The following is a 21,280-nucleotide window of genomic DNA, read 5'->3' on the forward strand; positions in this document are numbered from 1 at the left end:
CTCGACCTGATCATAGTCCAGCATGTTGTCCTGCTGGCGCACGCCGTATTGCACGGCGTTGAACCACTTGCCCGACTGGTTGGGCCGCGCGCCGTGGGTCAGGTGGCCACCAGCATCCAGGCTCATGCCCAGAATGGTGTCGCCGGGCTGGATCAGCGCCTGGAACACGCCCTGGTTGGCCTGGCTGCCCGAGTTCGGCTGCACATTGGCAAAACCGCAGCCAAACAGCTGCTTGGCGCGGTCGATGGCCAGATTCTCGGCGATATCAACAAACTCGCAGCCCCCGTAATAGCGCCGACCCGGGTAGCCTTCGGCATATTTGTTGGTCATCACCGAACCCTGCGCCTCCATCACAGCGGCAGAGACGATGTTCTCGGACGCAATCAGCTCGATCTCGTCGCGCTGACGACCCAGCTCAGACCGGATCGAGCCAAAAAGCTCAGGGTCGCGGTCCGACAAGGACTGGGTGAAAAATCCGGTGTCACGAAGATTGGCGTTCATGGGCGCTCCACATGGCTGGGTAGAATCTTGCGGATTTCCTATCGGAAACGTCACACGCACAAAAGGCTTAAAGCGACGATTTGGCCTACTGCGGCGTCAAGACTGGCCTATTGGGGAAAGGTATGTTTGTTTCGGAACCAAATGTGCAACACCGGAAACCACAAAACATGAAAAAGAGAATCGCCTTTCTCGCCAGCGAGGTCAAAGTGGCGCAAACAGCGCGTGACATCCTGGTGGCCAAACATGGAAATGTGGCACCTCGGGACGCAGATGTTGTGGTTGCATTGGGCGGCGACGGCTTCATGTTGCACACTTTGTACAATGTGCAGCATCTCGATACTCCGGTTTACGGGATGAATCGCGGCACGATCGGCTTTCTGATGAATGAGTATCACGAAGACGATCTGATGGCGCGGCTGGAGGATGCCGAGGAAGAGGTTATCAACCCGTTGGCCATGCAGGCGATGGACCAATCAGGAAAACTGCACCAAGCGTTGGCGATCAACGAAGTGTCATTGCTGCGCGCGGGTCCTCAGGCAGCAAGGCTCAAGATCAGCGTAGACGGCCGGGTACGCATGGCCGAACTGGTCTGTGACGGGGCACTACTTGCCACGCCCGCGGGATCGACCGCCTATAACTATTCCGCGCATGGGCCGATTGTTCCGATTGGCGCTGACGTTCTTGCCCTGACACCCATCGCGGCGTTTCGCCCACGGCGGTGGCGTGGTGCCTTGTTGCCGAAAATGGCGAAAGTCAGGTTCGATGTGGTCGAAGCAGACAAACGACCGGTCATCGTGGCTGCTGATTCCGTTTCTTTCCCGGATATCGACTGGGTCGAGATCAGGTCGGAACCAGCCATTGCGCACCGTATCCTTTTCGACCCCGGCCATGGGTTGGAAGAACGTCTAATATCAGAACAATTCACGTAAAATTGGCCATCCCCGAATTTTTCTCACGTCTATGTGAAGCAGTTCACAGGAATTCCCTTAACGATTGGCTAATGTGAACTTGCCCGGAGAACACGCCAAGGTGGGAGTGAGTGGCCACCTGAACGGTGTTTTCGAATGGTTGCGCAGATTTTGCGCTGGCGAGGGTGGGTGGTGCTACGCTCGTCATCAGAAATCCGGGCTTATTTTAGCAGCTGGACCCCGGGCACAATGACCCGGGGTCTATTTTTGCTGCATGTGATCCCAAAGCGGGAAACACATCTGTCCGACGCGGGCTTCTATCGCGGCGGCGGCATCCACGGCCAGATCCTCGCGCCAGCGCTGTGCCGCGATCTGTACGTTGATAGGTTGAGGTCCTTTGGGAAGGGTGGCCAGCCGCGACGGAACACAAGCTGCAGGCAGTCCCAGAAAGTTCATCGCATAGGAATAGACAGCGCATCCCAAAACATCATGCACGCCTTCCGCGCCTTCGGTGTCCCGGTCAGGTTTGAAAAATGGCTGTGGCAGGAAAGGGGACAAAACCAGCGGGTAGTCCTGCATAAACAGGGACCATTCGCGTGCATAATGGCTGCGCTTGGCCAGCATCCGAACCAATTCTGTTTCAACGATGGGTGGGAACTCCTGAAAGTAGACGTCAAAGATGTCGCGGATTGTTCTGGACCCAGCGGCTTCAATGTCTGATTTCATCAGGGTCAGCACTTCGCCCATCAAGGTCCGATACCCGATCCGGCCACATTCAAAGACATCGGGTGGATCGACCTCTTCAACGTCGTACCCTGCATCGACCAGCGCATCGCGCGCAGTGTCGAGGGCTTTTTCAACCTCGGGGTGCAGCGCATAGCCGAAGGTATTCTTGGTGAATGCCACTTTGATTGGCTGGTCAAAACGCTCGCCGCGCCAGGGCATTGGTACGTGGAACGGATCCCGCGCATCGGTGGCGATCAGGCTGGGCATGGACAGGTGCAGATCCGCAGCCGAGCGGGTGATCAGGCCCTGAACCGACATTGATTGCGCCAGCAATCCGCGTTCGGCCTTCTGACTTGGGTTCCACGCGGGAACGCGCCCCAAACCCGGTTTGACCGTCACGGCACCGATGGCGGCTGCCGGAAAGCGCAGGCTGCCGCCAATATCGTTGCCATGGGCCAGCGCACCGACACCTGCCATCACGGCGGCAGCAGCGCCACCGGATGATCCTCCGGGTGAAATGTGCCGTCCCCACGGGTTGAATGTGCGCCCATGCAGGGGGTTGTCGGTGTCGGCCCTGAAGGAAAACTCGGGCGTATTCGTTCGCCCGATCACAATGGCCCCCGCTTTTTGCAAATTGCTGACCACCGGCGCGTCATCCGGTGCAATCACATCCTTCAGCGCAATGACACCGTTGGTGGTAGCGTGACCTTTCTGATCGACATTCACCTTGATTGTTACCGGTACACCATGCAGCGGGCCGGTCGGCTGACCACGCCCACGTGCAGCATCAAGCGACTGCGCGCGCTCCAGGGCTTCGGTGCGCAAATCTTCGACGACCGCGTTCAGCGCGGGGTTCACCGCGTCCATGCGATCAATCGAGGCCTGTACCGCCTCGGTCGCGCTCAGATCGCCGCGTCGGGTCAGGGTGGTCAGCACTGTGGCGCTGAGACGCCAGATATCGGTATGTGTCATGGGCCCTCACTGTCTTACAGCGACAGTAGGGGCCCAGATTCAGGTTGCAAGGGCGGACATGGTATGGGCGGCCTGTGCCGCCCGATGGTTACTTGGCGTAACCAATTGTCTGCAATGCTTCCTTTATTTCATCGAGGATGGCCGGGTCGTCAATCGTTGCAGGCATTTTATAGTCCTGACCGTCTGCAATCGAGACCATCGTGCCGCGCAGGATTTTACCGGAGCGGGTCTTGGGTAACCTGTCGACAACAACAGCCAGTTTGAAGGCAGCCACCGGTCCGATCTTTTCCCGAACCATTTTGACGACTTCCTGAACCACATCGCCATGATCCCGTGTGGCACCAGCATTCAGGCACAGGAAGCCGACCGGCATCTGCCCCTTCAGTTGGTCCGAAACACCGATTACCGCGCATTCTGCCACATCGGGGTGGGCGGCCAACACTTCTTCCATCCCACCCGTCGACAGGCGATGGCCCGCTACGTTGATGACGTCATCGGTGCGCGCCATGATGTAGAGGTACCCGTCTTCGTCAATCATCCCGGCATCGCCGGTTTCGTAATATCCGGGGAAGTGTTCAAGATAAGATTTCTTGAACCGTGCTTCGGCATTCCACAGTGTTGGCAAGGTGCCTGGGGGCAGGGGCAATTTAACCGCGATGGCACCCAGTTCACCGGCCTTCATCGGGTGACCGCCTTCATCCAGAATTTGCACGTCATAACCCGGCATCGGTTTTGCGGGCGAGCCCAGCTTGACCGGAAGCTCTTCGATACCCAGCGGGTTTCCGGCAATGGCCCAGCCGGTTTCGGTTTGCCACCAATGGTCGATCACCGGAACCTTCAGCGCGTTTTGTGCCCAGATAATTGTGTCAGGGTCGGCGCGTTCGCCTGCCAGATAGAGGGCCTGTAGATGAGACAGATCGTATTTGGCGATCAATTCGCCTTTTGGGTCTTCTCGTTTGACGGCGCGGATGGCTGTAGGTGCGGTGAAGAAGCTTTTGACCTTATGTTCCGAGATCACGCGCCAGAAGGTGCCAGCATCCGGGGTGCCGACTGGCTTGCCCTCGAACACAATTGTGGTGTTTCCATGGATCAGGGGCGCGTAGCAGATATAGGAGTGTCCCACGACCCAGCCCACGTCGGAGGCTGCCCAGAATACGTCACCCGGATCGACGTTATAGATATTCTTCATCGTCCAGTTCAGTGCCACAAGGTGTCCGGCAGTGGGGCGCACGACCCCTTTGGGTGCACCCGTAGTGCCAGAGGTGTACAGGATATAAGCCGGGTCATTGCCATCGATCGGTACGCATTCAGCCGGTTCGACACCGTATTGGAAGCCATGCCAGTTGAAGTCGCGCCCTTCGATCAACTGAGCAACTTCTTGTTCCCGCTGGAAGATCACACAAAAATCAGGCTTGTGGTTAGCCAGGTCGATCGCGCCGTCAAGCAGGGGCTTATAATGAACCACGCGGCCCGGCTCCATCCCGCAGGACGCGGCGATGATTGCTTTGGGTTTGGCGTCGTCGATGCGCACAGCCAGTTCGTTGCTGGCAAACCCGCCGAACACAACTGAATGCACGGCGCCGAGGCGGGCGCAGGCCAGCATTGCCTCAAGCGCTTCGGGGATCATAGGCATGTAGATAATGACACGGTCACCTTTCTCGACACCCTTTGCGCGAAGCGCGCCGGCCAGAGTGGCCACGCGGTTGCGAAGCTCAACATAGGATATCTCGCGCTTGGTGTGGGTGATGGGGCTGTCATAGATGATGGCGGTTTGTTCACCGCGCCCGTTTTCCACATGACGGTCTACGGCATTCCAACAGGTATTGACCCGCGCGTCGCTGAACCATTCGTACAAGGGCGCATTGTCGTCGAACAGTGCCTTGCTGGGGGCCTTGACCCAATCGATCCCTTTTGCGGCGTTCATCCAGAACGCTTCGGGGTCAGTCTTCCAGCTGTCATAAACGTCCTGATACGCCATCTCGTCCTCCTCACAACGGCTTGGACATTGTGTTAGGTCGCGGAAAACATACGGGCAAGCGCGACGCATGACGACGCGTCAGTTTATCGCAAAAAATTTGCAGATCAGCGGAATATGACTTGCAAATTTTTGCAAAATCGCAGGTGTAGCAGAGTTTTCATCGCCGCGGTGCGAAGATTTGCAAAGTTGCAAACTTTTACATGCAAATCTTGGGCTCCTCCGGGAATCATCTCAACCAGCCGTTTTGGCGTAACGTGGCAGCTTGTCCTGAAGGTTCAGCCAGGGCAGGTGGTCGGCGTGGAACACGTGAAACTGTGGTGGCAGGGTTTCCGGTTCGTCCAGCGTTGCGGTGTAAAGATGTATGTTCACCCTATCGCGCGCTGTGCGATAGGCCATCTGGGTTCCGCAATTGCCACAAAAAAGACGTTCGACCCCTTCAGATGAACGATAGATCTTTGGTGCCTGACCCAGCCATCTGACTGCTTCATGCGGCAGTCCGAAAAAAGCCGTGACCGGCGCGGCGCAGTTTCGCCTGCAATCTGAACAGTGGCAATAACAGCTCCATGCGGCTTGGGCATCGCTTTCCCAATGCACGGCGTTGCAGTGGCAATGTCCTTTCATGCGCTTCCCCCCTGTTGACAGGGGCGCCAGCAAGGCCGCCCCCGGTTAACCGTAATGCGCCACGGGTGTTCCTGCAATCGCCGCCATGTTCAGCAGACCGCGCGCGGTGATGGATGGAGTAACAATATGGGCCTTGTTGCCCATTCCCATCAGGATCGGGCCAACTTCAATCCCGTCCGCCTTCATCTTCAGAATATTGCGCACGCCGCTGGCCGCATCTGCGTGGGCGAATATCAGAACGTTGGCCGCTCCCTCCAATCGCGACGCCGGGAAGATACGCGCCCGCAGGTCTGCATCCAAAGCCGCATCTACGTTCATTTCGCCTTCATAGACAAAATCGCGCGGCTGCCGATCAAGGATTTCCAGCGCCGCCCGCAGCCGCTTGCCTGATCCTTCAGCCTGATTGCCAAATTGCGATTGCGAACAGAAGGCGATCTTGGGCTCGATCCCGAACCGGCGAACATGTCGCGCAGCACCAATGGTGGTTTCTGCCAGTTCTTCCGGCGACGGCAATTGCCGGACATGCGTGTCGGCGATGAACAGGGGGCCGTCTTCCAGGATCATCAGGGACAAGGCACCATGCGGGCGCAGGTTGCCCTCGTCAAGCACCTGCTCAACATAGTTCAGATGCCAGCGATATTCGCCGAACGTGCCGCAGATCATGCTGTCCGCTTCGCCACGATGCACCATGATCGCACCGATGGCTGTTGTGTTGGTGCGCATAATCGCCTTGGCCAGATCCGGCGTCACCCCACGGCGCTGCATAATCTGGTGGTAGGAAGTCCAATAATCGTAATAGCGCGGGTCGTTCTCCGGGTTAACGATCTGACAGTCCTTGCCCGGACGAATGGTCAGCCCCAGCTTTTCACACCGGGTTTCGATCACATCGGGTCGCCCGATCAGAATTGGCGTTTCCGTCGTCTCTTCGAGAATGGCCTGCGCGGCTCTCAGAACCCTTTCATCTTCACCTTCGGCAAAAACGATGCGACGGGATGCGACGGCCGCAGCCTCGAACACAGGACGCATCAGAAGGGCAGATTTGAAGACAGTCTGGTTGAGCTTTTCCTTATAGGCGTCAAAGTCGTCGATAGGGCGTTTTGCAACACCGCTTTCCATGGCGGCTTTGGCGACCGCCGATGACACCACGCCCACAAGACGCGGGTCAAATGGTTTTGGGATCAGGTAATCCGGGCCAAAGGTCAGTTGCTCGCCCTTATAGGCAGCCGCGGCTTCGGCGCTTGTGGTTGCGCGCGCCATCTCAGCGATACCATCCACGCAGGCAATCTGCATCGCGTCGTTGATCTCGGTCGCGCCGACATCCAGAGCACCCCGGAAGATAAACGGAAAGCACAGCACGTTATTGACCTGATTGGGAAAATCACTGCGACCCGTGGCGATGATTGCGTCTGGTGCCACTGCGCGCGCGTCCTCTGGCAGGATTTCCGGCGTCGGGTTGGCCAGGGCGAAGATGATCGGGCGGCTGGCCATTTTCCGGACCATGTCAGGCTTCAGAACATTTGGTCCGCTGAGACCTAAAAACAGGTCAGCCCCACCGATCACATCGTCCAGCGTCCGCAAGTCCGACTTCTGCTCGAACTGTGACTTGTGCGGGTTCATGTCCTCGGCCCGTCCTTCGTAGACAAGCCCGTGAATGTCGCACAGCCAAATGTTTTCACGTTTCACGCCCAGCTTGACCAGCATGGTCAGGCACGCGATCCCGGCGGCCCCGCCACCGGTTGACACGACCTTGATGTCCTCAAAAGACTTTCCGGCCACATGTAGCGCATTCTTGGCCGCAGCCCCGACCACAATGGCAGTTCCGTGCTGGTCATCATGGAAAACCGGGATGTTCATACGTTCACGGCAGAGCTTTTCGACGATAAAGCAATCGGGGGCCTTGATGTCTTCAAGGTTAATGGCGCCAAATGTCGGTTCAAGGGCACAGACGATATCCGCCAGCTTTTCGGGATCGGGCTGATCTACCTCGATATCAAAACAGTCGATGCCCGCGAACTTTTTGAACAGAACAGCCTTGCCTTCCATAACCGGCTTCGACGCGAGTGCCCCGATATTCCCCAGGCCGAGCACGGCGGTGCCGTTTGACACCACAGCAACAAGGTTACCGCGCGCGGTGTACCGCTCGGCATTGGCTGCATCGGCCTTGATTTCAAGGCTGGCCTCCGCCACGCCGGGCGAATAGGCGCGGGCCAGATCGCGACCGTTGGCCATCGGTTTGGTGGCCTTGATCTCAAGCTTTCCGGGTTTGGGGAATTCATGATATTCGAGCGCAGCTTGTCGCAGGCTGGGGGTGTCAGACATCGGCGATTCAGCTCCCATTGAGAATTTGATTTAGCCTTAAACTATTTATTTGAACTTGGCTACGCTACGTAACTCTGCCGTGATGTCGCAACCAGAATCCGGATTGGTATTGTCTGAGTTCTTTTGCATCTTTTCACATTGCGACGTCCAAGATCACTCTGGCAAGGCCGTCGTGACATTCAGGACTGATGACGTGGCTGGTAACCAACGAGGGATCAGTAGGTTGGATGTTGGTTGCAGCGATGCTGGGCAGTTGTTGTCGCCCAGATTTTGGTCGAGTTCACCGCGCTGAACGGCGGCGCTTTATCCGTGATCATTGAAATGCGGTTCTTCGCTGTGGAAGAAATGCCAGGGATGTTCTTTTCGGTTGGCATTTTGGCGTCTGTTCTGATCGGATGGCCAAAGTTGCAATTCGAAGAGAATACTGATGACCAAGACATCCGATCTGGCGAAAACGCACGCTGAGATTCGCCTGCCCACGCGGGAAATTCGCGACGACATCCCCTTTTACACGAAAAAACTGGGGATGAAGATGGACATGATCTATCCCGCTGACGATCCGCGCGTCGCGGTGTTTTCGGGGCATGGCGTGCGGTTGCGCATTGAAAAAGACGCACCGGAAAGCCCTGGTACCTTGCGTATTCTGACGGATAATCCGTCTGATTTCGCGGGTGGTGAACGCGTTCTGGTGGCCCCAAATGGCACCCGGATCGAAATTGAAGAACGAAATCCGCCACTGGTGATGCCAGAGACCGTGCATTCCTTTGTCGTGCGCAGGCTCAAGGATCAGGCCCCTTGGATCATCGGTCGGGCCGGGATGCACTATCGCGATCTGGTGCCGGATCGGCTGGGCGGGTCGATCATCGCCAGTCATATCCGCATTCCCGATGGCGGACCGGTCCCGGACATGGTGCATTTTCACAAGGTCGGGTTTCAGCTGATCTTTTGCATCCATGGCTGGGTGGATGTGGTCTATGAGGATCAGGGCGAGAAAATGCGCCTGACAGCGGGGGACTGCTTTATTCAACCACCGGAAATCCGGCACCGTGTTCTCGAAGCCTCTGATAATGTTCAGGTCATCGAGATTGGAGTACCGGCTGAGCATGTCACGGAAATCGACCATGACATGATACTTCCCACTCCGCACATCCGCCCGGACCGCAAATGGCAGGGGCAACGTTTTGTCTATAATCAGTCCAAGGGTGCCGAGTGGATGCCCTTCCGTCTTCCGGGTTACATCTGCCGCGACACTACGATTGCCGAGAACACCAAGGGCGTCGCTGGGGTGCAGGTTGTGCGCAAAGGATCGGGTGATCCGGAATGGGCCATCCATGACACCGACATTCACTTTACCTTTGTGATGGACGGAGAGGTCACCCTGGAAGGAGACGGGCGCGATCCCTACCGGCTGGAGCAAGGGGATGCGTTCGTCATCCCACCTGGGATGCGCACACGGCTGTCCGACCCAACAGACAATATCGAATTGTTGGAAGTCACCTTGCCCGGTACCTTCAACACAACGCTGGGTTAAGCGAAAAACACGGGTCGGGGGCTTCAATTTCCCCGCCTTAATACGTTAGCGTGCAAATTTCTGACCAGATGATCAAAAATAGGGAATCGCCATGTCGCTGAAAGACGCTGCCTTGTCTGTCCGGGAAAACGCCTACGCGCCATATTCGAACTTCAAAGTTGGCGCAGCGCTCCGGTCTTCTTCGGGCCAAGTCTTTTCCGGGTGCAACGTCGAGAATGTGGCCTATCCCGAGGGCACCTGCGCGGAAGCAGGTGCAATTGCCGCGATGGTGGCCGCGGGCGAGCAGGAACTGGCCGAAGTCTACGTGGTTGCCTCCAGCCCTCAGCCTGTGCCGCCTTGCGGTGGGTGCCGTCAGAAGCTGGCCGAGTTTGGCAAGCGCGATGTAAAGGTCACTCTGGCAACCGTCGATGGTGCGGAGTTTGAGACAACCATCGGAGATTTGCTGCCGGGTGCGTTCGACGCGTCGCACATGGAGGATGTCTGAACGCATGGACGCCCGTTCAATCATAGCCAAACTGCGCAGGCACGAAGTCCCAGGCCGCGACGAGCTTATCTGGTTCGCGCAAGGGTTGGCAGACGGCAGCGTCAGCGATGCGCAGGCCGGGGCGTTTGCCATGGCCGTCTGTATGGGCGGGCTGGGTCCTCAGGGGCGTGCGGACTTGACGATTGCGATGCGCGATAGCGGCGATGTTCTCGGTTGGGATGTGGACGGGCCGGTGATCGACAAGCACTCGACCGGTGGGGTCGGGGACTGCGTCAGCCTTGTGCTGGCTCCGGCGCTGGCGGAATGTGGTGCTTATGTGCCGATGATCTCGGGTCGGGGCTTGGGGCACACGGGTGGAACATTGGACAAGCTCGAGGCGATTCCGGGGGTCAGCACTCAGATCGGTCAGGACCGACTTGCGCAGATATTGCGCGAAACGGGCGCGGCCATCGTTGGCGCGACGGGCCAGATTGCACCGGCGGACAAGCGGCTTTATGCAGTGCGGGATGTAACGGCAACAGTCGAAAGTCTGGATTTGATCACAGCGTCGATCCTGTCCAAAAAGCTGGCGGCCAGCCCGGATGCGTTGGTTCTTGACGTCAAGGTCGGCAGCGGTGCCTTTATGAAAACAATTGAGGATGCCCGTAAGCTGGCCACAGCATTGACCGAGACAGCGAACGCGGCCGGGTGCCGGACTTCGGCGGTGATCACGGACATGAACCAGCCTTTGGCCCCGGCGCTGGGCAATGCACTGGAGGTCGCGGAAGTGATGAAGGTTCTGACCGGTCCTGACGCTTCGCCACTGGTGGACATTTCTGCCGAGTTGGGCGGCGTCCTGCTGGCTGATGCAGGCATATGCAACTCGGTCGAGGAGGGGCGCGAGCAGATCGCCAGGATCGTCCGTGACGGTCGCGCTGCCGAACGGTTTGGCCGCATGATGGCAGCGGTTGGTGGTCCTGTGAAATTTGTCGATACCTGGACCCGTTTCCTGCCTGAGGCGAGCGTTATTCAGGAGGTTCCTGCCCCCAATGACGGTTACATCTCCGCCATCGACGGGGAGGCGCTGGGCCTTGCGGTCGTCGCGCTGGGTGGCGGCCGCCAGGTCGAAAGTGATGAGATCGACCCGGCAGTAGGAATATCCAACATCCTCAGGCTGGGGGATCGTGTGTCAAGAGGTTCACCCATTGCCGTGGTCCACGCTGCACGGGAAGACGCTGCACGGCGGACAGCGGAAACTGTGCTGAGTGCGATGACAATCAGCGGTACAGTTCCAAAGCTGCCCGATCTGATCCACGAAAGGATCAGCGTATGAGCCGAGCGTTTCTTGTCGTCATGGATTCCGTCGGAATAGGCGGGGCACCTGATGCAGACCGGTTTTTCAACGGTGATGTTCCGGATGCCGGGGCAAACACGCTGGCCCATATCACCCAAGCCTGCGCGGAAGGCCGCGCAGAAGACGGGCGCACCGGCCCGTTGCACCTGCCCAACCTGGACGCGCTGGGTTTGGGCGCGGCTGTGCGGCTGGCGTCTGGAGACGCCACTCCGGGCCTCGATGCCGAACCTGCTGGACTATGGGGCTGTGCGCGTGAGCATTCGCCGGGTAAGGACACGCCCTCGGGCCACTGGGAACTGGCGGGCCTGCCGGTGCCTTGGGATTGGCATTACTTTCCAAACACGGTTCCGGCTTTTCCAGCGGAACTGAGTCGCGCGGCAGCCGAAGCTGCCGGGACCGAAGGCATTCTTGGTGACTGCCACGCGTCCGGGACAGCGATCATAGCCGAACTGGGTGCCGAACATATGCGCACCGGTTGGCCGATCTGCTACACATCCGCTGACAGTGTGTTTCAGATCGCGGCCCATGAGGAAAGCTTTGGGCTGGAACGGTTGCTGGACATGTGCCGCGCGCTTGCTCCGCGATTGCACAAGATGAAAGTGGGGCGTGTCATCGCGCGCCCCTTTGTCGGAACGCCTGAGACGGGGTTCGAACGGACGACCAATCGCAAGGATTTCGCCATTCTGCCCCCGGCACCGGTGCTGACCAACTGGGTGCAGGATGCAGGGCGACGGGTTCATGCAGTGGGCAAGATCGGCGACATCTTCTCGATGCAGGGGATCGACACGCTGCGCAAAGGGTCGGATGCCCAGCTGATGCAGCACCTGTCTGATCTTGTGGGCGAGGCGGAAGAGGGCAGTCTGACCTTCGCCAACTTTGTCGAATTTGACAGCCTTTATGGGCATCGCCGCGACATCAGCGGCTATGCCCGAGCGTTGGAATGGTTTGACCGCGAGATCGGGGATATACTGAAGAAACTTCGACCAGGCGATCTGTTGCTGTTAACAGCTGATCATGGCAATGACCCAAGCTGGACCGGAACAGATCACACCCGTGAACAGGTTCCGGTTCTGATTGCGGGACAGGGTACCGGACAAATCGGGCAAGTAGATTTTACCGATATTGCGGCCAGCATTGCCCACCATCTGAACATTCCGGCGCAAGGGCCGGGAAGGAACTTTTTATGAGCGTTGCAGACCTGCCCAAAATTGAACTGCATCTTCACCACGAAGGCGCGGCACCTCCGGCCTTCATCCGCCAGCTTGCCCACGAAAAACGCGTTGACCTGAGCGGTATCTTCAAGCCAGACGGATCTTATGATTTTCGTGATTTCGCGCATTTCCTGAGCGTGTACGAAGCCGCTTGCGAAGTTCTGAAAACGCCCGAAGACTTCCGAAGGCTCACATTGGCCATTCTTGAGGAAAGCGCTGAAAATGGCGTGGTTTATTCCGAGACCTTCCTCAGCCCTGATTTTTGCGGCGGTGGCGACCTGCATGCGTGGCGGGATTATCTGAATGCCATTCAGGATGCGGCGGACGAAGCCGAGCGTAAATTCGATATCACCTTGCGCGGTGTCGTTACCTGTGTCCGCCATTTTGGCCCCGAACAAGCCAGGCGGAGTGCCCATTGTGCGGCCGAGACCGCCGGAAACTGGATCACCGGTTTTGGCATGGGCGGCAACGAATCCATTGGCACGCAGGGTGACTTCAAATGGTCTTTCGAATGTGCCCGCGAAGCCGGGCTGCGCCTGACCACGCATGCGGGTGAGTTTGGCGGTCCTGACAGTGTGCGCGACGCTGTGCGCGATCTGGGGGTTGAGCGTATCGGGCACGGCGTCCGCGCCATCGAAGACCTTGAACTTGTTCGTGAACTGGTTGACCGGGATGTCACGCTTGAGGTGTGTCCGGGTTCGAATGTGGTTCTGGGTCTTTTCCCAGATTTTGCCGCCCACCCCATCGCGAAACTGCGCGATGCGGGCGTAAAGGTTACGATTTCCACCGACGATCCTCCGTTTTTTCACACGACCATGCGGCGGGAATATGAGATGTTGAACGCGGCGTTCGGCTGGGAGGCCGGGGATTTTGCGGCATTGAATGAGATGGCCCTGAACGCGGCCTTCTGTGATGATGACACCCGCGCGCGGGTCAAGAAAAGATTGGAGAACACATGAGCGAACACCTGACCGTCGTTGATCACCCGCTGGTGCAACACAAGCTGACGCTCATGCGGGACAAGGGCACCTCGACCGCCGGATTCCGGCAGTTGCTGCGCGAGATCACATTGCTTCTGGCTTACGAGGTCACGCGCGACATTCCCCTTACAACGCGAAATATCGAAACGCCGATGGAAGAAATGGACGCCCCCATACTGGCGGGTAAGAAAATGGCGCTGGTGTCGATCCTTCGCGCCGGAAACGGGATGCTGGACGGGGTGCTGGAACTTGTACCTTCGGCACGCGTCGGTTTCGTGGGGCTGTATCGCGACGAAGAAACGCTGAAACCCGTACAGTATTATTTCAAGGCCCCCGAAAGCCTGAAGGACCGTTTGGTCATTGCGGTGGATCCGATGCTGGCGACTGGTAACAGCTCGGCCGCAGCCATTGACCTGTTGAAACAGGCCGGGGCGACGGATATTCGCTTTCTGTGCCTGTTGGCGGCACCCGAAGGTGTGGCGCGGATGAAAGAAGCACACCCTGACGTGCGTATCGTCACGGCAGCGCTGGACCGCGAGTTGAACGCGAAAGGTTACATCATGCCCGGTCTGGGGGATGCCGGTGACCGGATGTTCGGAACCAAGTGATCCGGTTTATTCGCCGCAAATATTCTGTAGCCGGACCCAGTCGCGGTCCGGCAGCACCTGTTCCAGCGCCCTTCCCGCCATCGGATCCGCTTCGATCAGGCCAAGAACCGTTTCGCCGGTCACATCACGGGCATAGGCGTAGGGGGTTGAGGGAAGCGCGCTTTGCGAGAACATCGCCAGCACGTCGTCGTCAGAAATGGCCGGACGGGGCTGTGACAGGACCTGCTCGGTATATGTGTCGATAATCTCGGGCGTCAGTCCGCCGGTTGTCAGCAGCCTGAAGGCAGAGGTCGCGCCGGTTCTGTCCAGCAGGTCATCAAGCGGATCCTTATGCGCGGCCCGCGCCCGTTCTGCAATCACATAACCCGCTGCGACAGCAGGGTCTTCGTAATCCTCGACCAAAGCACGGCTGAGCAGGACAGTGCCGCCAGGCAAGCTGAGGCTGTCTTGAACGCCTGCTGGCAGAATGATGATCTGCCGTACGCCAGTGCGCCGGGCCAGCTGTTCCAATGAATCCCCTGCATCCCGCGACGTACAGGCCTGGCCCGAAACACGCTCGATCCGATGCAGGATCATATCGCCGATCTCCTGCCGCTTGACCTGGGGCACGACCGAGACAACATGGTTTTGCAGCGCACCGGGCAGCCAGAACAGCAACAGGGCCAGCACAGCGGCCACGACGCCTCCGACACTCAGCCAGCGCAAACGCCCCGGGTGGGAGCGGGACCGATCAATAGCACGCTGCAATCGATCGATCGCTTCAAGCATCGTGGTTTCGGATTCCGCCAGCTCAAGCGTTTCATCCGGGTCACCGTCCGGGTTGAATATGGCCGGAAAGGAACCGGGGTTCTGGCGTTCAAGTGCCGCCAGCGACCAATGTGTTAGCGCCCTGTCATTGAAATCAGAAATGGTTAGGGTGGCTTCGCCGATAGACACAACAACCTCGCGCCGCTGTTCATCGGGCGAGGGGCGCCACAGACCGGTGGCTTCGATCCGCTGGTACTGTTTCAGGGCCGTCATCTGGGTTGGTCTGCTCGAATTTGTTTTGTTGCAGCTTAGCATGGTGAAATCGCAGGGCGCAAACCTGTTGCGCAGTCGTTGTGAATTGTGCTGGATACCCGAATGGATCGAAACAGTCGGCCCACCATCGCAATCAGGACACGACTTCATGCAGGCGCATTCCGCATCTTCTGCTGTTCTGGCTTCGGCCCTGATGGTAAGTGCCATGGCAATTATCGGCGTCATCGACAATGTTGTGATCCTTTTGGCCGAAACCGTCGGGCTGTGGCAGTTTCATCTGACCCGTGCACTGTTGATGCTGCCGCTGATTGTTGGCCTGTCGTTTCTGGGGCTGGGTGGGTTGAGGCCCGTGCGGTGGGGGCCTGTCATCTTGCGCAGCGTGCTGATTACCATGGCGATGCTTTTCTATTTTGCATCTCTTGCCATGATGCCAATTGCACAGGCGCTGGCAGGGTTGTTCACCTCACCGATTTTTGTGCTGTTGATCTCCGCTCTGGTGCTCAGGCAACCAATAGGGCCGTGGCGCATACTGGCCGTACTGATTGGATTTACGGGCATCCTTTTGGTACTTCAGCCAAACCCCAGCGATTTTGACCTGCGCACGCTGGTGCCTGTGGCGGCAGGGTTTTTCTATGCCCTCAGTTCGATCCTCACGCGTACGCATTGTTCTCAGGAAAGCACTGTGGCCATGCTGGCCGTTATGGTCATTACTCTGGGTGTGGCAGGTGCGATGGGGGTTGCGTTTCTGACAATCTCACCGCTCGTCACGGCAGAGGGTGCTGATGGCTTTGTCTCGCGTGGATGGGTTTGGAACATGGGGCCTGCCATACCGTGGCTGGTTACTCAGGCTATCGGTTCAACAATCGCGGTTTTCATGCTGATCAAGGCGTATCAGGTAGGCGAGCCATCTTATGTGGCGGTGTTCGAGTATTCTGTGATGATCTTCGGCCCGCTCTTCGCATTTGTGGCCTTTGGGCAAACCATTGGCGTCTTTCAGATTTCGGGCATCCTTATGATTGCGGCAGCGGGTCTGTTGCTGGGGTGGCGTGCCAGCCGATCATCTGAACAGCAAAAAGTAGCCTGACGCGATTGGGTCGTATGCACGTCTAAGCCAGATCGTCTTGATGCTTCTGAACCTCTGTGAAACGCGAGGATTCGGAGGATCGACAAAATCGCCTTCGTTTCAGAAATGGAAAAAATGCCCAGTGAGGCTCATAGAGTGTTCATGAAAACTCGCGGTAACTACGCGGAATTGGTCAAAATTGGGCGCAAATATGTCTGAAATGTGACGGGCCGAATATTTGGTGTTAGCTCATTGGCATAACCGTTTTGTGCCAAAAGGGGGTAAGGCACGTGTCCGAAGTAACAAGTATTTCTGTTTATCTGGATCAGCTGCCAGAAGTTGATCGAACCAACAATAAACAGGCGGTAAATGCGCGCCGTGGCGGGTTTTTGCACGGCACCAAGATCGCCACGACTGCCGGGTGGAAGCCGGTCGAACGGATCACGGTGGGTGATCTGGTTAGAACCCTCGATCACGGGTTCAAAGAAGTACGGCGCATCTCGATAAGCGTTGTGGTCATTCCAGCCGATGAACGCCGGGTCGAGTTCCTGCCGGTCCTCGTGCCTGCCCGCGCCGCGTATAACGGGCGACCTGTCTGGTTGATGCCCGAACAGGGCATGGCGCTAAACCTGTCCCGGATCAACGCCAAGGCCGATGGACCTTCGGTGGTGCCAGCGCGTTTGCTGAACGGCGCCGGTCACCTGACGTCACAGGCACCGGGGTCGTCTTTTGAAGTGTTTTCTTTGTTCTTTGATGATGATCAGGTGATTTTTGTCGAGGGCGGATTGCAGGCCTATTGCCCGTCCGGTCGCTTCAACATGCGCGGTGCAACCACCGGAACACGGTACGATGTCGCGGCCGAAGAGGTGGCCTCAGACCTGATCCACTCACTTATAAGCAAGGGCGATATGTCGGCTCTTGCCAACCCATTGGGTGCGCTGCCTGCACCCATTCCCCAGGAACCGATATTTCCGATCCGCCCGCCGTTTGGGGTCAGGCGACCGGGTCGACCGGGACGCCCAAGCGCGCCGGTTCTGTTCCTGCGGCCCGAATGGCAGATCTAACCAAACACTGACAAGAACGATGCGGGCGCATGGTGACATGCGCCCGCGTCATTGGATTAAGCGGCTTTTGCTTCAGGGTTGAAGCGACCGTAGAAGCTCTGACCTTTTTCTGCCATCTCGCGCAGCAGCGTCGGGCAGGCAAAGCGTTCACCGTAATTCTCGGCCAATTGATCGCAACGTTCGGCCGCGTAGGGCGTGCCGATGATGTCCAGCCAGCTGAACGGACCACCCGACCACGGGGCAAAGCCCCAGCCCAGAATTGCACCGACATCACCCTCGCGGATGTCTTCCAAAACACCCTCTTCCAGCGCGCGGACAGCTTCCAGAACCTGAGCAAACATCAGACGTTCCTGCACTTCGATCAGGTCAGGCTGGTCATCGGCAAGCGGATACTTGTCTTGCAGGCCCTTCCAGTATTCGACGCGCTTGCCCTTCTCGTCATAGTCGAAGAAACCGGCATTTGCCTTGCGCCCCAGACGGCCCTGTTCCTCCATCCAGAAGATCAGATCGTCCGAGGGGCTTTCCGGATAGGCATCGCCCATCGCCGCCTTTGTCGCGCGGGCGATCTTGGCACCCAGATCAATTGAGGTTTCGTCGGTCAGTTGGATCGGACCGACCGGGAAGCCCAACTGCCGCGCGGCGTTGTCGATCAAAACGGGGCTGACGCCTTCAGTGACCATGCGCGCGCCTTCGTTGATATATGGAATGATGCAGCGGTTTGCGTAGAAGAAACGCGCATCGTTGACCACGATCGGGGTCTTGCGGATCTGACGCACATAGTCCAGCGCCTTGGCCACTGCACGATCCCCGGTTTCCTTGCCCTTGATGATCTCGACCAGGAACATCTTTTCGACCGGTGAGAAGAAGTGGATGCCGATGAACTGGTCAGCCCGGACAGAGGCTTTGGCCAGATCGCTGATCGGCAAGGTCGAGGTATTCGATGCAAAGATGCAGTCTTCGGGGATGATCGCCTCGACCTTCTTGGTCATCTCAGCCTTGACGCCCATGTCTTCAAAGACGGCTTCGATAATCAGGTCACACCCTTTCAGGTTGTCCAGATCCGGCGTCGCGGTGATGCGACCCAGCATGGCCTCTTTTTTCTCAGCCGTGACCTTGCCGCGCTTCATGCCTTTGTCCAGATAGGTCTCGGTATAGGCTTTGCCTTTGTCCGCAGCCTCCTGGTCGCGGTCGATCAGAACCACTTCCATACCGGCCTGCGCCGAAACCAGGGCGATACCAGCCCCCATCATGCCCGCGCCCAGAACACCGATCTTCTTGACCGACTGATCCGGGACACCGGCGGGGCGCACGGCGCCTTTTTCCAGCGCTTCCTTGTTCAGGAACAGCGACCGGATCATCGCACCTGACGAAGGGTTCATCAGCACGGACGTGAACCAGCGCGCTTCGATTTTCAGCGCGGTGTCGAAATCGACCAAAGCGCCCTCGTAAACCGCGCTCAACAATGCCTTGGCCGCCGGGAAGGCCCCTTGGGTCTTGCCATTCACCATCGCCGACGCGCCAACGAAGTTCATGAAGCCTGCGGGATGATAGGGGGCGCCACCGGGCATTTTATAACCCTTCGCGTCCCAAGGCTTGACCAGATCGGCGTCCTTGGCGCTCAGAACCCACTCCTTGGCTGCTGCCATTGGATCGGCTGCGATTTCGTCGATATAGCCTGCGCCCTTGGCTTTCTTGACGTCCAGCATTTTGCCTTCCAGCAACAGCGGAGCCGCCGCAATGGCGCCAACTTTGCGGACCATACGGGTGGTGCCGCCCGCGCCAGGGAAGATGCCGACCATGATCTCGGGCAGGCCGTACTTTGCCTTTGGGTTTTCGGCTGCAAAGATACGATGGGTAGACAGGGGCAGTTCCATACCGATGCCCGCAGCGGTCCCGGGCAGAACGGTAGCAATCGGCTTGCCGCCTTTCTTGGTCTTGGGGTCCATACCCGCCAGTTCGATCTTGCGCAGCAGGGCGTGCATTTTCATCGTGCCCTCGAACAGACCCTTGGCCGGATTGTCGCCCGCCTGTTCTTTCATTACCGCCAGCAGGTTCAGGTCCATGCCGCCCGCAAATGACCCTTCTTTGCCCGAAGTAACGATGATGCCTTTCACCTCATCGTCGGCCAGCGCCTGATCGATGCAATCGCTCAATTCTGCCAGCCCGTCAAAGGACATCACGTTCATGGTCTTCCCGGGCACGTCCCAGGTGATCGTGGCGACGCCGTCTGCGTCTTTGCTCAGAGTGAAATCAGTCATTGTCATCTCCAATCTGGTCAGCCGTCAGCGGGCTGCCATCCTTGCGGGTGAAGGAGAATCCGTTCTCATCAACCTTCACCATCATGTCCATGTCGCTGTAATAGCCGGTCTCGGTCGGGGTCCGTGTGCCCACCACCAGAAAGGTCATGGGCGCATCGGTGTTGTTCACAAGGTGATGGCCGTTGGCCTCACCTGCGGGCCAGGCGGCGCAATCGCCGGGCTGCATCTCGTGCTCGCCATCATCATCGACCAGCGTGCACGAGCCGCTGAGGATTATGGCAAACTCGTCCTGCTTCATGTGGTAATGGCGCAGCGATGACAGGCCCTGCGGATCCAGCCGCACGATGTTGACCCCGTATTGGGTCAGCCCGCCCGCATCGCCCACGCGCTGCGCAAAGCGACCTGTGGTCGCTTCGGCCAGCTTGCCGGGATAGGCCGAGCCGCCCTGAAACGGGATCTGAGAAAGATCCAGCTTAGGCATCAGACACGCTCGATAATGGTTGCCGCACCCATGCCGGATGCAATGCAAAGCGTGGCCAGACCGGTTTCCTTGTCCTGACGCTCAAGTTCATCCAGCAGCGTGCCGATAATCATTGCACCCGTGGCACCCAGCGGGTGACCCATCGCGATCGAGCCACCGTTGACGTTGACCAGTGCGGGATCGACATCAAATGCCTGCTGGAACCGCAGCACGACCGAGGCGAAAGCTTCGTTCACTTCAAACAAGTCCAGATCGCTGATCTTCATGCCATTGTCGGCCAAAATCTTCTCGGTCACCGGAACCGGGCCAGTCAGCATGATGGTCGGATCAGTGCCAATCTTGGCGGTTGCTTTGATGCGGGCACGCGGCTTGAGGCCGTATTTCTCGCCAAATTCCTTGTTGCCGATCAGAACAGCAGCGGCTCCGTCCACGATGCCCGAGCTGTTGCCGGCGTGGTGGATGTGGTTCACGCGCTCAAGATGGGGGTATTTCAGCATCGCAACCTTGTCGAAGCCAGGCATCTGTTCGCCCATCATAGCGAATGACGGGTTCAAAGCGCCGAGGCTTTGCATATCGGTGCCCGGACGCATGTATTCATCGCGGTCCAGAATGGTCAGACCGTTTTGATCCTTGACGGTGATCACGGATTTTTCAAACCGGTTGTCGGCCCATGCTGCCGCCGCACGTCTTTGCGATTCAACCGCCAGCGCATCCGCGTCATCACGGGTAAAGCCATACTCGGTCGCGATGATGTCGGCCGAGATGCCCTGAGGCACGAAATAGGTCTCCATCGCCAGCGAGGGGTCAACAGCGATTGCTGCACCGTCGCTGCCCATGGCCACGCGCCCCATCATCTCGACACCGCCTGCAATATAGGCATCGCCCGCGCCGCCTTTCACCTGGTTTGCGGCCAGGTTCACGGCTTCCATGCCCGAGGCGCAGAAACGGTTGATCGCCAAGCCCGGGATCGACTGGTCGAGGTCGGATGCCAGAACGGCCGAGCGCGCCAGACAGCCGCCTTGCTCCATCACTTGCGTGACGTTTCCCCAGATCACGTCTTCGACGGCGTGACCTTCCAGGTTGTTGCGCTCTTTCACCGCGTTCAGGGTCAGGGCGGACAGGCGCACCGAGGTTACCTCGTGCAGGCTGCCATCCTTGCGGCCCTTGCCGCGCGGCGTGCGCAGGGCGTCATAGATATAGGCTTCGGTCATGGGTTTTCTCC

General features: G+C 58.2%; 18 protein-coding genes. 9 read left to right on the plus strand and 9 right to left on the minus strand.

The window, feature by feature from the left end; genetic code table 11:
* Window positions 1-501, minus strand: a 501-nt coding sequence (locus ACR0AP_RS00005) for a PLP-dependent aminotransferase family protein (RefSeq protein WP_480504499.1), incomplete at its 3' end; no start/stop codon positions are given.
* A gap of 122 nt (window positions 502-623) precedes the next feature.
* Here ACR0AP_RS00005 and ACR0AP_RS00010 point away from each other — a divergent pair.
* Window positions 624-1,430 carry an NAD kinase gene (locus tag ACR0AP_RS00010; RefSeq protein ID WP_480504501.1) on the plus strand — a complete coding sequence of 269 codons (807 nt, stop codon included), beginning with the start codon at window positions 624-626 and terminating at the stop codon, window positions 1,428-1,430.
* A gap of 240 nt (window positions 1,431-1,670) precedes the next feature.
* Here the strand turns inward: ACR0AP_RS00010 and ACR0AP_RS00015 are convergent, their stop codons facing one another.
* The 4 genes from ACR0AP_RS00015 to ACR0AP_RS00030 form a co-directional block, all read right to left on the minus strand.
* Window positions 1,671-3,107, minus strand: a complete 1,437-nt coding sequence (locus tag ACR0AP_RS00015; RefSeq protein ID WP_480504502.1) for an amidase family protein — start codon at window positions 3,105-3,107, stop codon at window positions 1,671-1,673.
* Window positions 3,108-3,195: 88 nt separating this feature from the next.
* Entirely contained in the window at window positions 3,196-5,085 is a 1,890-nt protein-coding gene (gene prpE, locus ACR0AP_RS00020; RefSeq protein WP_480504504.1) for a propionate-CoA ligase PrpE, read from the minus strand.
* A gap of 231 nt (window positions 5,086-5,316) precedes the next feature.
* Window positions 5,317-5,706: a GFA family protein gene (locus ACR0AP_RS00025; RefSeq protein WP_480504505.1), complete on the minus strand. Its 390-nt coding sequence runs from the start codon at window positions 5,704-5,706 to the stop codon at window positions 5,317-5,319.
* Window positions 5,707-5,751: 45 nt separating this feature from the next.
* Window positions 5,752-8,025: an NADP-dependent malic enzyme gene (locus ACR0AP_RS00030; protein WP_480504506.1), complete on the minus strand. Its 2,274-nt coding sequence runs from the start codon at window positions 8,023-8,025 to the stop codon at window positions 5,752-5,754.
* A 427-nt stretch (window positions 8,026-8,452) separates the two neighbouring features.
* Here ACR0AP_RS00030 and ACR0AP_RS00035 point away from each other — a divergent pair, with 427 nt between their 5' ends.
* The 6 genes from ACR0AP_RS00035 to upp all read left to right on the plus strand — a co-directional run bounded on the left by ACR0AP_RS00035 (window position 8,453) and on the right by upp (window position 14,172).
* Window positions 8,453-9,556 (plus strand): cupin domain-containing protein, encoded by a 1,104-nt coding sequence (locus ACR0AP_RS00035; protein ID WP_480504508.1) that lies wholly within the window; start codon window positions 8,453-8,455, stop codon window positions 9,554-9,556.
* Window positions 9,557-9,647: 91 nt separating this feature from the next.
* On the plus strand, window positions 9,648-10,040 hold the full coding sequence (locus ACR0AP_RS00040) for a cytidine deaminase (RefSeq protein WP_480504510.1): 393 nt from the start codon (window positions 9,648-9,650) through the stop codon (window positions 10,038-10,040).
* Window positions 10,041-10,044: 4 nt separating this feature from the next.
* Window positions 10,045-11,352, plus strand: coding sequence for a thymidine phosphorylase (locus tag ACR0AP_RS00045; protein ID WP_480504512.1), 1,308 nt, complete (start codon window positions 10,045-10,047; stop codon window positions 11,350-11,352).
* On the plus strand, window positions 11,349-12,560 hold the full coding sequence (locus ACR0AP_RS00050) for a phosphopentomutase (protein WP_480504514.1): 1,212 nt from the start codon (window positions 11,349-11,351) through the stop codon (window positions 12,558-12,560). The genes ACR0AP_RS00045 and ACR0AP_RS00050 overlap by 4 nt, the downstream gene beginning before the upstream one ends.
* Window positions 12,557-13,543: an adenosine deaminase gene (locus ACR0AP_RS00055; protein ID WP_480504516.1), complete on the plus strand. Its 987-nt coding sequence runs from the start codon at window positions 12,557-12,559 to the stop codon at window positions 13,541-13,543. The genes ACR0AP_RS00050 and ACR0AP_RS00055 overlap by 4 nt, the downstream gene beginning before the upstream one ends.
* Window positions 13,540-14,172, plus strand: a complete 633-nt coding sequence (gene upp / locus ACR0AP_RS00060; protein WP_209503238.1) for a uracil phosphoribosyltransferase — start codon at window positions 13,540-13,542, stop codon at window positions 14,170-14,172. Before ACR0AP_RS00055 ends, upp begins: the two co-directional genes overlap by 4 nt.
* 6 nt (window positions 14,173-14,178) lie before the next feature.
* On the opposite strand, the gene ACR0AP_RS00065 is transcribed toward upp, so the two are convergent.
* Window positions 14,179-15,192, minus strand: coding sequence for a hypothetical protein (locus ACR0AP_RS00065; RefSeq protein WP_480504518.1), 1,014 nt, complete (start codon window positions 15,190-15,192; stop codon window positions 14,179-14,181).
* Between the two features lie 148 nt (window positions 15,193-15,340).
* Between ACR0AP_RS00065 and ACR0AP_RS00070 the strand changes: the two genes are divergently transcribed.
* Both ACR0AP_RS00070 and ACR0AP_RS00075 read left to right on the plus strand, forming a co-directional pair.
* The gene (locus ACR0AP_RS00070; protein ID WP_209503242.1) at window positions 15,341-16,276 is read left to right on the plus strand and encodes a DMT family transporter; all 936 of its coding nucleotides are present in this window, start codon (window positions 15,341-15,343) and stop codon (window positions 16,274-16,276) included.
* Window positions 16,277-16,545: 269 nt separating this feature from the next.
* Window positions 16,546-17,319: a Hint domain-containing protein gene (locus ACR0AP_RS00075; protein ID WP_348540305.1), complete on the plus strand. Its 774-nt coding sequence runs from the start codon at window positions 16,546-16,548 to the stop codon at window positions 17,317-17,319.
* A gap of 56 nt (window positions 17,320-17,375) precedes the next feature.
* On the opposite strand, the gene ACR0AP_RS00080 is transcribed toward ACR0AP_RS00075, so the two are convergent.
* The 3 genes from ACR0AP_RS00080 to ACR0AP_RS00090 are packed head-to-tail and all read right to left on the minus strand — an operon-like array spanning window position 17,376 to window position 21,269.
* Window positions 17,376-19,577, minus strand: a complete 2,202-nt coding sequence (locus tag ACR0AP_RS00080; protein WP_480504521.1) for a 3-hydroxyacyl-CoA dehydrogenase NAD-binding domain-containing protein — start codon at window positions 19,575-19,577, stop codon at window positions 17,376-17,378.
* Complete coding sequence (locus ACR0AP_RS00085) at window positions 19,570-20,058, minus strand: cupin domain-containing protein (protein ID WP_267364657.1); 489 nt, start codon at window positions 20,056-20,058, stop codon at window positions 19,570-19,572. Before ACR0AP_RS00085 ends, ACR0AP_RS00080 begins: the two co-directional genes overlap by 8 nt.
* A complete protein-coding gene (locus ACR0AP_RS00090; protein ID WP_480484257.1) occupies window positions 20,058-21,269 on the minus strand; it encodes an acetyl-CoA C-acetyltransferase in 1,212 nt (403 codons plus the stop codon). Before ACR0AP_RS00090 ends, ACR0AP_RS00085 begins: the two co-directional genes overlap by 1 nt.
* Window positions 21,270-21,280 lie beyond the last annotated feature (11 nt).

This window comes from Ruegeria sp. AF7, from assembly GCF_056541885.1.

Bases quoted from the DNA above. Each gene is read 5' to 3' on its own strand.
- ACR0AP_RS00065 (WP_480504518.1), bottom strand. From the start codon at position 15,192: ATGACGGCCCTGAAACAGTACCAGCGGATCGAAGCCACCGGTCTGTGG.
- ACR0AP_RS00025 (WP_480504505.1), bottom strand. From the start codon at position 5,706: ATGAAAGGACATTGCCACTGCAACGCCGTGCATTGGGAAAGCGATGCC.
- upp (WP_209503238.1), top strand. From the start codon at position 13,540: ATGAGCGAACACCTGACCGTCGTTGATCACCCGCTGGTGCAACACAAG.
- ACR0AP_RS00035 (WP_480504508.1), top strand. From the start codon at position 8,453: ATGACCAAGACATCCGATCTGGCGAAAACGCACGCTGAGATTCGCCTG.
- ACR0AP_RS00015 (WP_480504502.1), bottom strand. From the start codon at position 3,107: ATGACACATACCGATATCTGGCGTCTCAGCGCCACAGTGCTGACCACC.
- ACR0AP_RS00085 (WP_267364657.1), bottom strand. From the start codon at position 20,058: ATGCCTAAGCTGGATCTTTCTCAGATCCCGTTTCAGGGCGGCTCGGCC.
- ACR0AP_RS00045 (WP_480504512.1), top strand. From the start codon at position 10,045: ATGGACGCCCGTTCAATCATAGCCAAACTGCGCAGGCACGAAGTCCCA.
- ACR0AP_RS00030 (WP_480504506.1), bottom strand. From the start codon at position 8,025: ATGTCTGACACCCCCAGCCTGCGACAAGCTGCGCTCGAATATCATGAA.
- ACR0AP_RS00040 (WP_480504510.1), top strand. From the start codon at position 9,648: ATGTCGCTGAAAGACGCTGCCTTGTCTGTCCGGGAAAACGCCTACGCG.
- ACR0AP_RS00055 (WP_480504516.1), top strand. From the start codon at position 12,557: ATGAGCGTTGCAGACCTGCCCAAAATTGAACTGCATCTTCACCACGAA.
- prpE (WP_480504504.1), bottom strand. From the start codon at position 5,085: ATGGCGTATCAGGACGTTTATGACAGCTGGAAGACTGACCCCGAAGCG.
- ACR0AP_RS00050 (WP_480504514.1), top strand. From the start codon at position 11,349: ATGAGCCGAGCGTTTCTTGTCGTCATGGATTCCGTCGGAATAGGCGGG.
- ACR0AP_RS00080 (WP_480504521.1), bottom strand. From the start codon at position 19,577: ATGACTGATTTCACTCTGAGCAAAGACGCAGACGGCGTCGCCACGATC.
- ACR0AP_RS00070 (WP_209503242.1), top strand. From the start codon at position 15,341: ATGCAGGCGCATTCCGCATCTTCTGCTGTTCTGGCTTCGGCCCTGATG.
- ACR0AP_RS00090 (WP_480484257.1), bottom strand. From the start codon at position 21,269: ATGACCGAAGCCTATATCTATGACGCCCTGCGCACGCCGCGCGGCAAG.
- ACR0AP_RS00010 (WP_480504501.1), top strand. From the start codon at position 624: ATGTTTGTTTCGGAACCAAATGTGCAACACCGGAAACCACAAAACATG.